The sequence below is a fragment of the Nocardia mangyaensis genome (genome assembly GCF_001886715.1).
Classification (GTDB): domain Bacteria; phylum Actinomycetota; class Actinomycetes; order Mycobacteriales; family Mycobacteriaceae; genus Nocardia; species Nocardia mangyaensis.
The window spans coordinates 4766300-4779929 of record NZ_CP018082.1 but is presented as its reverse complement, the minus strand read 5'-3'; the positions used below and the strand labels follow the sequence as shown (position 1 = coordinate 4779929).

Below are 13630 nucleotides of genomic sequence, written 5' to 3'. Positions count from 1 at the left end.
ATCCGAACAGAAGACCGGGATAACCGAATCGAGAGCCAATCATGTTGGTAGTCAAATCTTGGGTGTCGGGTGAATTCGGGGCGAAGCGATGAGCGCGCCGGTGATGGGGGTACTTCCGACCGCGCCGCAATTGTTGTGCGCATTCCAGGGCCGTCGTTTTCAAGATCGCGAATTGTTGCGATCGGCGCATGCGCTCGCCGAACTGCACGAACGGCGAGCACAGGTGCGTGACGCCGCGTTGATCGCCGAAATCGATTGCCGTCGAGGTGAACTCGTCGACGACATCAACGACTGGATCGTCGCGGAGGTGCCGATGCATCGCCACGGCGCATCGCTGCACACCGAGAGCCTCGGCGCGGTCGTCGACCGCATGGCGCGTAGCTGGGTGGATGCCAATCAGGCCATCGACCTCAACGGCGCGCGCAGTGACAGCACGCACAAGCACTGGTATCAACTGGCCGAACTCGTCGACGGCTACACCGATCTGGTCACCGACGTGGCCGGTGGACGGCGAAGGCTGCCGGAGCAGTAGTCCGTCACGCCGGCTCGGGTGAGAGCCTCGCCTCGAAGGCGACGCGGTCACCCCGGTACAGCGAGCGCACCCGCTCGATGGGGGCGCCGTCGGCGTCGACGCTGCGCCGGTGCAGCAGCAGCATCGGTAGCGCGGTGCTGCAGTCGAGCAGTCCCGCCTCTCTCGGCGCGGCGAGTACGGTTTCGATGCGTTCGCGCGCACCGGCGAGTTCGACGCCGGTCGCGCGGATCGCGGCGTACAGCGAGGTGGTCGGGTCGTAGCCGCCGCGCAGGGTGGCGAAGCGGTGCAGGGGCAGGTAGGTGCTCTCCAGTCCGATGCGTTCCCCGTCGGCGAGCAGTACCCGCTCCAGGTGCATCACCTCGGTGCCCGGTGTCAGTTCGAGGTCGGCGGCTGTCTCCGCGTCCGCCGCGGTGTCCTCCCAGGTGACGAGGATGCGGCCGGGGGTGCGGCCGAGGCTGATCGCGCCCTCGGTATAGGAGCCCAGTGACAGCGGCTGGGTGAGCTTGGGCCGAGAGACGACGGTGCCCCGGCCGAGGCGGCGAATCCGGCCCGCCACCAGCAGTTCTCGCAGTGCTTGTCGTACCGTCTCGCGGGCGACACCGAAGCGGGTGGCCAGATCGCGTTCCGAGGGGACGGGGTCGCCTTCGTCGAGATCGGCCAGGATGGCGTCGATCTCGGTGCGAACCAGGAACACCTTCGGAACTCGTGTTGCGTCCATGCCATCAGGGTACCCAATTGGTCTATACCAAAATTTAACTTGCTGTTCTCGTTGCCCACACTCATCGGTCTAGACCATTTGCCACCATCATTGGCATGCGATTGGTCATCATCGGTGGCGGGATACTCGGCACCGCACACGCCTGGGCGGCGATCGCCCGCGGCCACGAGGTCGTCCAGCTCGAACGGGAACGGGAAGCGCGCGGCGCGACCGTCCGCAACTTCGGACTGGTCTGGGTCTCCGGGCGTTCGGCCGCCGAGCTGGACCTGACCCTGCGCTCGCGGGAACTGTGGGCCGAGATCGGCGGTCGCGTCGCCGGTGTCGGCTTCCGTGCGGCGGGCTCGATCACGCTGGTGCGCACGCCGGCCGAACTCGCGGTGGCCGAGGCTGCCGCGGGTGGGCCCACCGCGGCCGCCCGCGGATTCGCCCTGCTCGAGCCCGACGCGGTGCGGGCGGTCAATCCGGCGCTGCGCGGCAAATACCTGGCCGGACTGCACTGTTCGACCGATGCCGCAGTCGAGTCGCGCCACGCGCTGCCCGCGCTGCGCGCCCACATGGCCGCCTCCGGCCGCTACACCTTCCACGAGGCCACCGAGGCCCGCTCGGTACTCGACACCGGGTCCGGCGCGGTCGTCATCGACGACCACGGCCGCCGTCACGAAGCCGATCTGGTGATCCACTGCCCCGGCGCAGCCCATACCGGGCTCACCCGCGAGCTCGTCGCAGACCTCCCGGTGCGCCGCGTGCGGCTGCAGATGATGCAGACCGCGCCGTTGGACGAACCGCTCACCACCGCGATCGCCGACGGCGACAGTTTCCGCTACTACCCGGGTTTCGCCGGGGCCGAGGTGGATTCGCTGGCCGCCGAGCAGTCCCAGACCGCGACCGCCGCCGAGCACAAGATGCAACTGCTGTGCGTGCAGCGCCTGCACGGCGGCCTGACCATCGGTGACACCCACGAGTACACCGAGCCGTTCGCCTTCGACCTCGACGAGGCGCCCTACGACCACCTCACCGAGGTGACCGAGGAACTGCTCGGTCGCACACTGCCCCGGATCGTGCGCCGCTGGGCCGGTGTCTACAGCCAGAGTGTCGACCCCGACGCCATCGTCACCCGCGTGCGCGCCGACACCCATGTCTGGGTCGTCACCGGCCCCGGCGGTCGCGGGATGACGCTGGGCCCCGCCATCGGCGAACAGACCGCCGACCAGCTCGGACTGTGAGGAAAACAATGCCGGACACCACCATTCAGCTGGCCGTGCTCGACATGGCCGGAACCACCGTCGCCGACGGGGGGCTGGTGCTGCGCGCCTTCGAGGCCGCCGCCACCGCCGCCGGGATCGAGCCGGCGGGCCCGCGGCGCGCGCAGGCCCGCCGCTATGTCATCGACACCATGGGGCAGTCAAAGATCGAGGTCTTCCGCGCGCTGGTCGGTGACGAGGACGCGGCCCAGGCCGCCAACCTCGCCTTCGAAGCCGCCTACGACGCCCTGGTCGAGAACACCGACATCGCACCGATTCCCGGTGCGGCCGAGGCGATCACCGCCCTGCGCGCGGCGGGCGTTCGGGTGGCGCTGACCACCGGGTTCAGTCGCGGCACCCAGGACAAACTGCTCGCCGCTCTGGGCTGGGCGAGCCTCGCCGACCTCACCCTCGCGCCGTCGGACGCGGGCCGCGGTCGCCCGTATCCCGACATGGTGCTGGCCGCCGCGCTGCGCCTCGGCGTCGACGCGGTCGACCGGATCGCCGTGCTCGGCGACACCACCAGCGATGTCGCCACCGGTCTCGCCGCCGGTGCGGGCATTGTCGCGGGCGCCCTGACCGGCGCGCACACCGCCGAGCAGTTGCGCGCGGCCGGCGCGACCCACGTCGTCGACTCCGTCGCCGAGTTCCCCGCGCTGGTCCTGCGCTCCTGAATCGTCTCCTCTCGGTAGCCGCCGGGAGCAGACCCACCGTCCCTGCGATTCCCCTCTCGACATCGAAGCGAAAGTTGTTGTCATCGTGCGTACATTCCTTCCCGCGCGTCGCCTGTCCAAGGTCGCGTTGCTGCTGGCCGGCGTCACCGCCGTCGCGTTCACCGCGGCCTGCGGCGGCACCGGCACCGAATCGGCGGACGGCCGGACCGTCACCGTGTACTCCGCCGACGGTGTCGGCGGCTGGTACACGGGCCGTTTCGCCGAGTTCACCGCCGCGACCGGCATCGCGGTCAACCTGGTCGAGGCCGGGTCCGGCGAGGTGGTCAACCGCGTCGACAAGGAACAGTCCAATCCACAGGCCGACGTGATCGTCACCCTGCCGCCGTTCATCCAGAAGGCCAAGAAGTCCGGGCTGCTGCAGCCCAGCGGCATCGACACCGCCGCGATCGGTGCCGCCGACAAGGACGTCGACGGAACCTACGTGACCATGGCCAACAACTACCTGTGCTTCATCGCCAACCCCGCGGTGGATGCCTCGGCGCTGACCTGGGACGACCTGCTGAAGCCCGAGTACAAGGGCAAGCTGCAGTACTCGACCCCCGGCCAGGCCGGTGACGGCACCGCGGTGCTCGTCCTGCTGCAGCAGCTGCGCGGCAAACAGGGTGCGCTGGACTACTTGACCGCGCTGCAGGCCAACAATGTCGGCCCGTCGTCCTCGACCGGCAAGCTGCAGGCCAAGGTCGACAAGGGGGAGCTGCTCATCGCCAACGGTGACGTGCAGATGAACCTGACCACGGTCAAGGAGAAGGGCTCGACGTTCGACGTGTTCTTCCCCGTCGCCGACGGCAAGCGCACGACGGTGCCGGTGCCCTACGTGATGGGCCTGGCCAAGGGCGCCCCGCACAAAGACGACGCCATCGAGCTGATGACCTTCCTGCTCGCCCCCGACGCCCAGTCCAAGCTGGCCCCCGAGGCATTCGCCGTCTCGCCCCGCACCGACCTGACCGAACCCAGTGCTCCGGCCGAGGTGCTGGCAGGTGTCGAGGTGCTCCCGATCGACTGGGACGCGGTTCTGACCGACCTGGACGCCGATCTCGCGGCGTACCAGCAGGCCACCGGCAGCTGAATCCGGCCGCGCTGTAGAGGAGTTGACGATGTCCGACGGTGACCTCCGCACGACGTTCGCTACCGCCGCCCCGCTCGGGACGGCGACGACGGACGAACCGGCGATCGTGTTCGACCGGGTCGGGGTCAGATACGGCAGGGGCCGCAAGGCCGCCGTCGCGCTGGCCGATTTCACCCTGCGCGTCGCCGTCGGCGAGACCGTCGCGCTGCTCGGCCCGAGTGGATCGGGCAAGTCGACCGCGCTCAAGGCGCTGGCCGGATTCGTCCGGCCCACCGCGGGTGCGGTGCGGCTGGCTGGGCGTGAGGTCACCGATCTCTCGCCCGCCAAGCGCGGGATCGGTGTCGTCGTGCAGTCCTACGCGCTGTTCCCGCACATGAACGTGCACAGCAATGTGGCGTTCGGGCTGCGCTCGCACCGGGTGCCGCGCGCCGAGCTCGGCGCGCGGGTCACCGAGGCGCTGGAGATGGTCGGCATGGGCGGCTACGCCCAGCGGCTACCGCGCGAGTTGTCCGGTGGCCAGCAGCAGCGCGTGGCGATCGCCCGCGCGCTGGCCATCCGGCCCCGCGTCCTGCTGCTCGACGAGCCACTGGCCGCGCTCGACGCGCAACTGCGGCACTCGATGCTCGGTGAGCTGCAGCAGCTGCGAAAAGCCCTGCCCGACACCGCGATGCTGTATGTCACCCACGATCAGGCCGAAGCGCTGGCGCTGGCCGACCGCATCGCGGTGATGCGCGAGGCCCGGCTCGTCGACATCGACAGCGCCGAGAATCTCTGGCAACGGCCGCCCACCGACTTCACCGCCGCGTTCCTCGGCGGCGCGAATCTGGTGCCGTGCACGGTGAATCATGTCGCCGGGACCGCCGCGTCGGTGACCGCGGGCACCCACACCCTGCGGGCCGAGGCGCCCCGTCCCGGAGTCGGGGCCGCGGAGTGGGCGCCCGATGACGATGCGCTGCTGTGTATCCGGCCACACACTGTGACTGTCGGCGCGACGACCGACCGAGATGCCTTGTGCGCCACCGTGTCGACCGCGGTCTGGCGGGGCGCGTCGACCCGCCTCGAGCTGACGGTCGACGGTCTCCCCGGCGAGCTCGCCGCCGACGTACCCGGGCATTTCAGTGCCGGGGTCGGTGCGGTGGTCGGCGTGCGATTGCCCGACCCGGCCGGTGTGCTGATTCCCCGTGCTGTCGGGGCGAGTTCCGGCGGGGCCGAAGGTTCGAGCACGGAGAGTGCGTCGTGAGTGCGAGGGCGTTGTCGCGCGAATCGGCCCGCGGTGGGCAGCGTCGGCTCGCGGCGACGAGCCCGACGGCGCCCAGCGGTGTACGACCTGACGACGGCAGGGGGTCCCGGCGATGAGTGCGATTGTCATCGACCGCACCGACGGGGTGCCGCCGGTGAAAGCCCCCGCACCACGACGGCAATGGCTGCCGATTCTGTGGACCCTGCCGCCGGTACTCGTGGTGCTCGGCATCGCGGGTTACCCGATCGTGCGGGTGCTCACCGAGTCGACCCAGACCCCGACCGGGCGCGGCACCGAGGTGTGGACCTCGGTGCTCGGCTCGACCGCCTTCCGGGAGGCGCTGTGGCGCACGGTGTCCATCGCTGTCTGCTCGACGATGGGCTGTGTGGTACTCGGCACGTTCCTGGCCATCGTGCTCGCGTTCGTCCCGTTCCCCGGCTCGGGTCTGGTCGGGCGGCTCATCGACACGATTCTGACCTTGCCGTCGTTCCTGATCACCCTCGCCTTCACCTTCCTCTACGGCACGGCGGGCGCGGTGAACGCGCTGATCGCCGAATTGACCGGCGCCACCACACCGGTCATCGACTTTCTCACCACCCCACTGGGGGTGATCCTGGCCGAGATCACCTTCTTCACTCCGTTCGTGGTGCGGCCCGTCCTGGCCGCGTTCGCGCAGATGCCCCGCGAACAACTCGATGTGGCAGCGAGTCTCGGCGCCTCACCGTGGCGGGTGTTGCGGCAGGTGGTGCTGCCCGAGGCCTGGCCCGCGCTCGCCGCCGGTGGCAGTCTCGTCCTGCTGCTGACGCTCAACGAGTTCGGCATCGTGCTGTTCACCGGTGCCAAGGGCGTGATCACCCTGCCCGCGCTCATCTACACCCGCGGCATCGTCACCTTCGACCTGCCCGGCGCCGCCGTGCTCGCCTCGGTGCAGGTGCTGCTCTCGCTCACCCTCTACCTCACCTACCGGTTCGTCTTCGGCCGGTTCACCCGCACCCGCCCGAAGGGGGATTGACTGTGCTCGTCTGGACACCGCGGGGAAAGGCACTGGTCCTCGGCGTTTTCGCGCTCGTGGTCACGGTGGTCTTCCTCGCCCCCCTCGCCACCGTGGTCGCCGCCGCGCTGGCGGGCAGCTGGACCGGCCCCCTGCCCTCGGACCTCGGCTTCGCCAATCTCGGCCACGCGCTCAGCGGCGAGCAGGCCGCCAGCCTGTCGGTGAGCCTGCAGACCGCCCTGCTGGCCGGGGCGCTCTCGCTGATCCTCGGCACCTGGGCGGCCTTGGCCGCCCGGGAAGCACCCGGCTGGCTGCGTCGAATCACCGACGCGGTGTTCACCTCCCGGTCGCCGTGCCCTCGGTGGCCATCGGCCTCGGCGTGCTCATCGCGTTCAACGAGCGCCCGATCCTGCTCGGCGGCACGAAATGGATCGTCATCCTCGCCCACGCCGTGCTGGTCCTGGCCTACGCCTTCAGCGCGGTCTCCGCCGCCCTCGACCGCCTCGACCCCGCCTACCGGCAAGCCGCCGAATCCCTCGGCGCCGGCCCCGTCCGCGTGCTCTGCCAGATCACCCTGCCCCTGCTCCTGCCCGCGATGGGCGCCGCCGCCGGTCTGGCCGTCGCCCTGTCCATGGGCGAACTCGGCGCGACGATCATGGTCTATCCCGCCACCTGGAAGACCCTGCCGGTCGGCATTTTCGCCCAGACCGACCGAGGGGAGGCCTTCGACGCCGCCGCGGGGACCACGGTGCTGGTCGCGGTGACCCTGATCGTGCTGGTGCTACTGGGGCGGCTCAACGGACGTGCCGCGCTGCGCTGACGAACTCGGCCAGGCTCGACCGAGCCCCGTGCCTACCGAATATCGTTGTCTGCCAGCAGATCTCGTCACACCACCGGATCCAGGTGTGCGATGAGTCGACGGGCATCGCGGCCCACGCCGCGCAGGGATGCCGAGGACAGGGTGCGTTGCCATTCCAGGCCGAGGTATCCCAGGCCAGGGTGCGTGGTCGAGACCCCCTTGCGGTGCAGGGGTCTGCCGGTGTCGTCGAGGGCGCCGAGGCTGTGGAGGTAGGTCAGGTCGGGACGGTACCCGGTGGCGAGAATGATCGTGTCGACCGTGCTGCGGGTCGCGTCCGGCCATACCGCCGCGTCGGCCTCGAGCCGGGTGAACATCGCCCGCGCCACCGGCCGTTGCGCGGTGAGCGCGGCCCGGTACCGGCCGGTGTCGACGGTCGGCACCGTGGGCGGTTCGCGGATCAGGTGGCCGATCGGCAGTGCGTCCAGGCCGCTGATGGTGAACCAGAAATGAACGTCGCGGCCGAATGGGCGTTGGGGTACGAATGTGACCGGGGTGCGACTGGCCACTGTGACCGATGCGGTTTCGGCGAGTTCGGTCGCGATCTGGACCGCGGAGTTTCCTGCGCCGACCACGATCACCCGCTGACCGGCGAACGCGGAGGGTGAGCGATACCTGCTGGCGTGCACTATGTCTCCGGTGAAGTCGGTCTGGCCGGGTAGCGACGGAATGTTCGGCGTGCCGAATCCGCCGGTCGCGGCGACCAACCGTGGCGCGGTGTAGACCTTTCCGGTCGCGGTGTGGGCGGTGAACAGTTGCCCGTCGTAGTCGACGTCGGTGACGCGTTGCGATGTCTGGATGTCGGTGTCGAGGGTCGCGGCGTACCGGCGAAGGTAGTCGACCACTTCGTCACGATGCGGGTAGTGGTCGGGATCTCCGGGGAACCGAAGACCGGGCAGGGCGCTGTATCGCGCGGGTGAGAACAGCGTCAGGCTGTCGTAGTAGTGGGGCCAGGAGCCCACCGGCTCGGACCCGGATTCCACGACAACGGCGCTCAGGCCGCGCCTGCGCAGGTGGTGTGCGGCTGCCAGGCCGGATTGACCTGCGCCGACGATGACGGCGTCATGACTCGAATGCACGAGGATCTCCTCTACGGGACGCGGAGTTTCGATGAACGGGGCATGCTCGCGGTGGCCGCAAGCGCCGCCAGTGCCGCGATGGCGGCGAGGACGAAGTAGGCGCGGGCGTAGCTGCCGGTCCAGGTCATCAGCACGGTTCCGGCCCATGGCGCCAGCGCCATCACGATGACCACGGGGGCCGACAGGAGTCCGTTGAGGCGGCCGTAGTGGGTGGCGCCCCAGCGGTCGGTGACAGCGGTCGCCTTGACGAGGGTCATGATGCCTCGGACGACTCCGGCGCCGATCGAGATCGCGATGAGCGCGAAGACCGCCGTCGCCCAGCCTGTCAGCGCTGTCGCGACAGCGGTCAAGGCGAAGGTTCCGACAATGCGGCCGCGGGCGGTGGTTCGGGTCATCAGCGGGAGGTAGCCGATCCGGCCGAGGACCTGTCCGGCGCCGCCCAACCCGAGAGTGAGTGCGGCCAGCGAGGGGGAGAAACCGCGTTCGATCAGCAGTGGTACCAGATTGAAGATCGCGGCGAAGGCAGCGAACGCGCCCAGGCTCGAGGCGAGCACGAGCATCAAGAACGCGCGACTGCGCGACACCGCGCTGTGATCGTCGTCGGCGGGGGACGCGGCGATCGGCGGATTCGGCCACGGGCCGGACAATCCGAACAGGTGCGCCGGGATCGTCACGACCGCCAGCACCACGGTGAGCGTGAGATAGGTGGCGCGCCAGTCGGTGTGCTGGACCAGCGCGGCGGTGAGTGGGGCGAACACGGTGCTGGCGAATCCGCCCGAGAGGGTGAGGATCATCAGCGCCTTGACGTGGTCGGTACCGAACCAGCGGGTGAGTGCCGCGAACGCCGGTGGATACAGCACCGCGCCCATCGCCACACCCGCGGCCACCCAACCTGCGAAGAACACTGCCGGGTTGGGCGCGAGCGCGACCGCCACCAGCGCGGGCACCGCCAGCACCGAGCCCGCTGTCATGACTGACCGTGGACCGACGCGGTCGATGACACGACCGATCGGGATACCGGTGAGCGCGGCGGCCAGTTGGCTGAGCGAGAACGCGGCGGTGATCATCGGCAGCGACCATCCGGTGTCGGCCGAGATCGACACCGAGAGAACGGGAAAGGCGTAGTACAGAATTCCCCAGCTGGTGATCTCGGTCAGGCACAGCGTGATCAGTACCCGCCGGCGCAGGCCGGGCTCGGTGGACCCGGCCTGCGCCACGAGGGTGGCGGTCGACACTTCTCAGCGGCCGACCGCGGGCGCCGTCAAGGTCAGCACTTCGGGTGCTGGACCGCAACAACCACCTGAGCTCTCGCTGTCCGGATCATCGAAAACGCCCGCGCCACCACATACTCCGGTCTCGGGCAAGGTGAGTTCGACGCGAGCGGCGGACTCGTGGTCGCCGACGAGTTCGGCGGCGATGGAACGAACCTGTTCGTAGCCGGTCATCGCCAGGAACGTCGGCGCGCGGCCATAGCTCTTCATGCCGACGAGGTAGACGCCGGGTTCGGGGTGGGTCAACTCGGCGACACCGTGCGGGTAGACAGTGCCACACGAGTGCACATTCGGGTCGATCAGCGGGGCCAAGCGGACCGGGGCCTGCAGGACCGGGTCCAGTTCCAGCCGCACCTCCGACAACCATCCGAGCTCGGGCCGGAATCCGGTGAGAGCCACCACGTTGTCGACATCGTCGATGCGTCGCCCGTCGTCGGCCACGAGGGTGACGCGCCCGCTGGCGCCCGATTCGATTGCGGCGGTGCGGAATCCCGTCACCACCTCCAGGAGCCCGTCGTCGACGACCTGCTTGGCGCGCAGTCCGAGCGCGCCGCGCGCGGGCAGTTCATCGGCGTCGCCGCCACCGAAGGTCGAATCGGCGGATCCTCGCCGCAGGACCCAGGTCAGTCGGGCGCCCGGCTGCCGCTGGGCCAACTGGGCCAGGGCCACGATCGCGCCGAGGGCGGAGTGGCCGCCACCCGCGATCACCGTGTGCGCTGCGCCGAATCGCGCTGCCTGCTCAGCGGAGTCGACATCGGGTACCCGATAGGTCACTGCGGCACAGCCGCGTTCACCGAGTGCGGGGAGTCCTTCTCCACCCAACGGATTCGGCCCGCCCCAGGTGCCTGAGGCATCGATCACCGCGCGCGCCAGGATCCGATCCTCGCTACCGTCGGTACGTTGCACGTGCACCGACAGCGGTTCGCTGTCGCGTCCGGCGTCGACCAGGCGGTCACGCCCTCGGCGGGCGAGTCCGACGACCTCGGTGTCGTAGCGCACGGAATCGCCCAGCGCGGCGGCCAGCGGGGTCAGGTAGTCGCGCACCCAGTCCTGTCCGGTCGGGTAGCCGTCATCCGCGGGGGCGGTCCACCCGGTTCTGTCGAGCACGCGGCGCGCGGCGGGGGCGATCAGTTCGGCCCACCGTGAGAACAACCGCACGTGATTCCACTCCGCGACCGCGGCGCCCGCCCGGGGGCCACGTTCGAACACCAGGACATCCACGCCGCGCTCGCGCAGTTCAGCGGCGGCGGCCAGTCCCACGGGACCGGCTCCTACGACAACGACGGGCAATTCGGTCATTGCACAGCTCCATTCATCGACGTGCATCGATCTAATGGAGATGAATCTATCGACAGTCGTCGATGAATGCAACCATTGATTGTCGTCGATACAATGGCGCTCATGACGTCCCTGGATATGCCCGTGGTTCGCGACGCGACCGCTGCGCGCGTCGACGCCCTGGCCGTCGGTGACGCCACGACCTACGCCGAATGGTTCGCCTGCCTGGCCGACCCGACTCGCATCCAGCTGCTGCACCTGGTGGCCACCCGTCCGGGCGGGATCACGGTGCGCGAACTGACCTCCGCGCTCGAGATCGCGCAGCCGACGGTGTCGCACCACGTCCGCAAGCTCGCCGAAGTCGGGTTCGTGACCACCCACAAGCGCGGGACCTCCACGGTCGTCGCGATCAACCCGTCCTGCTGTACCGGCCTTCCGCATGCTGCCGACGCGGTCATGGGCGTGCTCGCGCCCCGGCCCTGCTGTCCGACCGACCTCCCCGTCGATGTCACTGTGCGGGCGATGCGCGACGACGACTGGGACGCGGTCCTGCGGATCTACGGCGAGGGCATCGCCACCGGCTCGGCGACCTTCGATACCGAGGTTCCCGGTCGGGCGACCCTGGGCGCGCAATGGTTGCCTGATCATCGCTGGGTCGCCGAGATCGGCGGCGTTGTGGTCGGCTGGGCGACGCTGAGTTCGGTTTCCGGCCGTGACTGCTACGCCGGTGTCGTCGAGAACTCTGTCTATGTCGGTGACGGCATGCGTGGGCGAGGCGTGGGGAAGTCGCTGCTGCGAACCCAGGTCGTGGCCGCCGATGAGGCGGGCCTGTGGACGCTGCAGTGCGCGATCTTCCCGGAGAATCGCCCCAGCATCGCCCTGCACCACTCGGCGGGGTTTCGGACCGTGGGAGTCCGCGAGCGCATCGCGCGGCTGGACGGCGTCTGGCGTGACACCGTCTTGCTCGAACGACGCGGCGCGAATTCCTGACGCTGCCGGGGCGGCGGTGGGGGCGTGGCCGTATATCGTGACGCCGCACGATCGTGGTTCCCGGCCGTTCACCGTACGTTTGCTTGCGCATTGATTCGACATACGTCAATATCGAGGAATGTCGAAGTCGGAGCTGAACCTGACACCGGTCGCGGCCTGCGCCGCCGACCCGGTCGTCCGTGACCCGCTGACCCCCACGGAAGCCGTGGAACTCGCCGCCGTGTTCAAGGCGCTGGCGGATCCGGTGCGCCTGCGACTGTTCTCGCTGGTCGCGAGCCGAGCCGGTGGGGAAGCGTGCGTGTGCGACATCTCCGACGGTGTCGAGGTCAGCCAGCCGACCATCTCGCACCACCTCAAAGTGCTGCGCGAAGCAGGCCTGCTCACCAGCGAGCGCCGCGCATCGTGGGTGTACTACCGCGTCGTGCCCGAAGCATTCGCCCGCGTGTCCAGTGCGCTGATCACCGAGAGCGTGCACGCATGAGCGCGACCACCACGACCGAGCACCCGCCCGTCGTCGGCAAACTGTCGACCCTCGACCGCTTCCTCCCGGTATGGATCGGCGTGGCGATGCTGGCCGGAATCCTGTTGGGGCGCATGATCCCCGGCCTCGGTGACGCCCTCGGCACGATCGAGCTCGACGGCATCTCCCTGCCGATCGCGCTCGGTCTGTTGATCATGATGTACCCGGTGCTGGCCAAGGTCCGCTACGACCGCCTCGACTCCGTCACCGGCGACCGCAAGCTCCTGATCGGTTCGCTGGTCCTGAACTGGGTGCTCGGCCCGGCGCTGATGTTCGCGCTGGCCTGGATCTTCCTGCCCGACCTGCCCGAGTACCGCACCGGTCTGATCATCGTCGGTCTGGCGCGCTGCATCGCGATGGTCATCATCTGGAACGACCTGGCCTGCGGTGACCGCGACGCCGCCGCAGTGCTGGTCGCGCTGAACTCGGTATTCCAGGTGTTCATGTTCGCCGTGCTCGGCTGGTTCTACCTCTCGGTACTGCCCGGCTGGCTGGGCCTGGAACAGACCACGATCGATGTCTCTCCCTGGCAGATCGCGAAATCGGTCCTGATCTTCTTGGGCATCCCGCTGCTGGCCGGTTACCTCACCCGCCGCTTCGGCGAACGCGCCAAAGGTCGCCAGTGGTACGAGGAGAAATTCCTTCCCATCATCGGCCCGTGGGCGCTGTATGGGCTGTTGTTCACGATCGTGGTCCTGTTCGCCCTGCAAGGTGACCAGATCACCTCCCACCCCCTCGACGTCGCCCGGATCGCCCTACCGCTGCTGGTGTACTTCGCCGTCATGTGGGGCGGTGGCTACGCCCTCGGCGCTGTCATGGGCCTGGGCTACGCGCGGACCACGACGCTGGCGTTCACGGCAGCGGGCAACAACTTCGAGCTCGCGATCGCTGTCGCGATCGCCACCTACGGTGCGACCTCCGGTGAAGCCTTGGCGGGTGTCGTCGGTCCGCTGATCGAGGTTCCGGTGCTGGTCGGCTTGGTGTACGTATCACTCGCGCTGCGCAAACGTTTCCACAGTGCCGTCGTTTCGGCACCGAGCCCGGCTGTCACGACCGCGGAGGACGCCCGGTGAGCGACAAGCCCTCGGTGCTGTTCGTCTGCGTGAAGAACGGC

At 69.2% G+C, this 13630-nt stretch carries 13 protein-coding genes and 1 pseudogene; 10 read left to right on the top strand and 4 right to left on the bottom strand.

Annotated elements, in window-relative coordinates; genetic code table 11:
* Positions 1-172 precede the first annotated feature (172 nt).
* The gene (locus BOX37_RS21690; RefSeq protein ID WP_071929250.1) at positions 173-532 is read left to right on the top strand and encodes a DUF4254 domain-containing protein; all 360 of its coding nucleotides are present in this window, start codon (positions 173-175) and stop codon (positions 530-532) included.
* Between the two features lie 4 nt (positions 533-536).
* Here BOX37_RS21690 and BOX37_RS21685 read toward each other — a convergent pair whose 3' ends face one another.
* Positions 537-1250 carry a GntR family transcriptional regulator gene (locus BOX37_RS21685; protein ID WP_071929249.1) on the bottom strand — a complete coding sequence of 238 codons (714 nt, stop codon included), beginning with the start codon at positions 1248-1250 and terminating at the stop codon, positions 537-539.
* 95 nt (positions 1251-1345) lie between these two features.
* On the opposite strand from BOX37_RS21685, the gene BOX37_RS21680 reads away from it, so the two are divergent.
* The 6 genes and pseudogenes from BOX37_RS21680 to BOX37_RS21655 all read left to right on the top strand — a co-directional run bounded on the left by BOX37_RS21680 (position 1346) and on the right by BOX37_RS21655 (position 7342).
* Entirely contained in the window at positions 1346-2473 is a 1128-nt protein-coding gene (locus tag BOX37_RS21680; protein WP_071929248.1) for a TIGR03364 family FAD-dependent oxidoreductase, read from the top strand.
* Positions 2474-2481: 8 nt separating this feature from the next.
* Positions 2482-3165 carry a phosphonatase-like hydrolase gene (locus tag BOX37_RS21675; protein ID WP_071929247.1) on the top strand — a complete coding sequence of 228 codons (684 nt, stop codon included), beginning with the start codon at positions 2482-2484 and terminating at the stop codon, positions 3163-3165.
* 112 nt (positions 3166-3277) lie between these two features.
* Positions 3278-4291: a 2-aminoethylphosphonate ABC transporter substrate-binding protein gene (locus BOX37_RS21670; protein WP_156910766.1), complete on the top strand. Its 1014-nt coding sequence runs from the start codon at positions 3278-3280 to the stop codon at positions 4289-4291.
* Between the two features lie 28 nt (positions 4292-4319).
* Complete coding sequence (locus BOX37_RS21665) at positions 4320-5531, top strand: ABC transporter ATP-binding protein (RefSeq protein ID WP_071929245.1); 1212 nt, start codon at positions 4320-4322, stop codon at positions 5529-5531.
* A gap of 112 nt (positions 5532-5643) precedes the next feature.
* A complete protein-coding gene (locus BOX37_RS21660) occupies positions 5644-6543 on the top strand; it encodes a 2-aminoethylphosphonate ABC transporter permease subunit (RefSeq protein WP_071929244.1) in 900 nt (299 codons plus the stop codon).
* Between the two features lie 2 nt (positions 6544-6545).
* A pseudogene (locus BOX37_RS21655) lies at positions 6546-7342 on the top strand (ABC transporter permease).
* A 65-nt stretch (positions 7343-7407) separates the two neighbouring features.
* Here BOX37_RS21655 and BOX37_RS21650 read toward each other — a convergent pair.
* Genes BOX37_RS21650 through BOX37_RS21640 form a run of 3 tightly spaced genes read right to left on the bottom strand, consistent with a single transcriptional unit; the run spans position 7408 to position 11027 of the window.
* Positions 7408-8457 (bottom strand): flavin-containing monooxygenase, encoded by a 1050-nt coding sequence (locus BOX37_RS21650; RefSeq protein WP_167659876.1) that lies wholly within the window; start codon positions 8455-8457, stop codon positions 7408-7410.
* Positions 8458-8468: 11 nt separating this feature from the next.
* Positions 8469-9692, bottom strand: a complete 1224-nt coding sequence (locus BOX37_RS21645) for an MFS transporter (RefSeq protein ID WP_084759937.1) — start codon at positions 9690-9692, stop codon at positions 8469-8471.
* A 3-nt stretch (positions 9693-9695) separates the two neighbouring features.
* Positions 9696-11027, bottom strand: a complete 1332-nt coding sequence (locus BOX37_RS21640; RefSeq protein ID WP_071929243.1) for an FAD-dependent oxidoreductase — start codon at positions 11025-11027, stop codon at positions 9696-9698.
* A 102-nt stretch (positions 11028-11129) separates the two neighbouring features.
* On the opposite strand from BOX37_RS21640, the gene BOX37_RS21635 reads away from it, so the two are divergent.
* The 3 genes from BOX37_RS21635 to arsB all read left to right on the top strand — a co-directional run bounded on the left by BOX37_RS21635 (position 11130) and on the right by arsB (position 13589).
* The gene (locus BOX37_RS21635) at positions 11130-11996 is read left to right on the top strand and encodes a helix-turn-helix domain-containing GNAT family N-acetyltransferase (protein ID WP_071931758.1); all 867 of its coding nucleotides are present in this window, start codon (positions 11130-11132) and stop codon (positions 11994-11996) included.
* A 118-nt stretch (positions 11997-12114) separates the two neighbouring features.
* Complete coding sequence (locus BOX37_RS21630; RefSeq protein ID WP_071929242.1) at positions 12115-12477, top strand: ArsR/SmtB family transcription factor; 363 nt, start codon at positions 12115-12117, stop codon at positions 12475-12477.
* Entirely contained in the window at positions 12474-13589 is a 1116-nt protein-coding gene (gene arsB, locus BOX37_RS21625) for an ACR3 family arsenite efflux transporter (protein WP_071929241.1), read from the top strand. The genes BOX37_RS21630 and arsB overlap by 4 nt, the downstream gene beginning before the upstream one ends.
* The last annotated feature ends 41 nt before the right edge of the window (positions 13590-13630 follow it).

What these genes read in the sequence shown, in the direction of transcription:
- BOX37_RS21685 (WP_071929249.1), bottom strand. Translation starts at nt 1,250, where the DNA reads ATGGACGCAACACGAGTTCCGAAGGTGTTCCTGGTTCGCACCGAGATC.
- BOX37_RS21680 (WP_071929248.1), top strand. Translation starts at nt 1,346, where the DNA reads ATGCGATTGGTCATCATCGGTGGCGGGATACTCGGCACCGCACACGCC.
- BOX37_RS21675 (WP_071929247.1), top strand. Translation starts at nt 2,482, where the DNA reads ATGCCGGACACCACCATTCAGCTGGCCGTGCTCGACATGGCCGGAACC.
- BOX37_RS21665 (WP_071929245.1), top strand. Translation starts at nt 4,320, where the DNA reads ATGTCCGACGGTGACCTCCGCACGACGTTCGCTACCGCCGCCCCGCTC.
- BOX37_RS21660 (WP_071929244.1), top strand. Translation starts at nt 5,644, where the DNA reads ATGAGTGCGATTGTCATCGACCGCACCGACGGGGTGCCGCCGGTGAAA.
- BOX37_RS21640 (WP_071929243.1), bottom strand. Translation starts at nt 11,027, where the DNA reads ATGACCGAATTGCCCGTCGTTGTCGTAGGAGCCGGTCCCGTGGGACTG.
- BOX37_RS21635 (WP_071931758.1), top strand. Translation starts at nt 11,130, where the DNA reads ATGACGTCCCTGGATATGCCCGTGGTTCGCGACGCGACCGCTGCGCGC.
- BOX37_RS21630 (WP_071929242.1), top strand. Translation starts at nt 12,115, where the DNA reads ATGTCGAAGTCGGAGCTGAACCTGACACCGGTCGCGGCCTGCGCCGCC.
- arsB (WP_071929241.1), top strand. Translation starts at nt 12,474, where the DNA reads ATGAGCGCGACCACCACGACCGAGCACCCGCCCGTCGTCGGCAAACTG.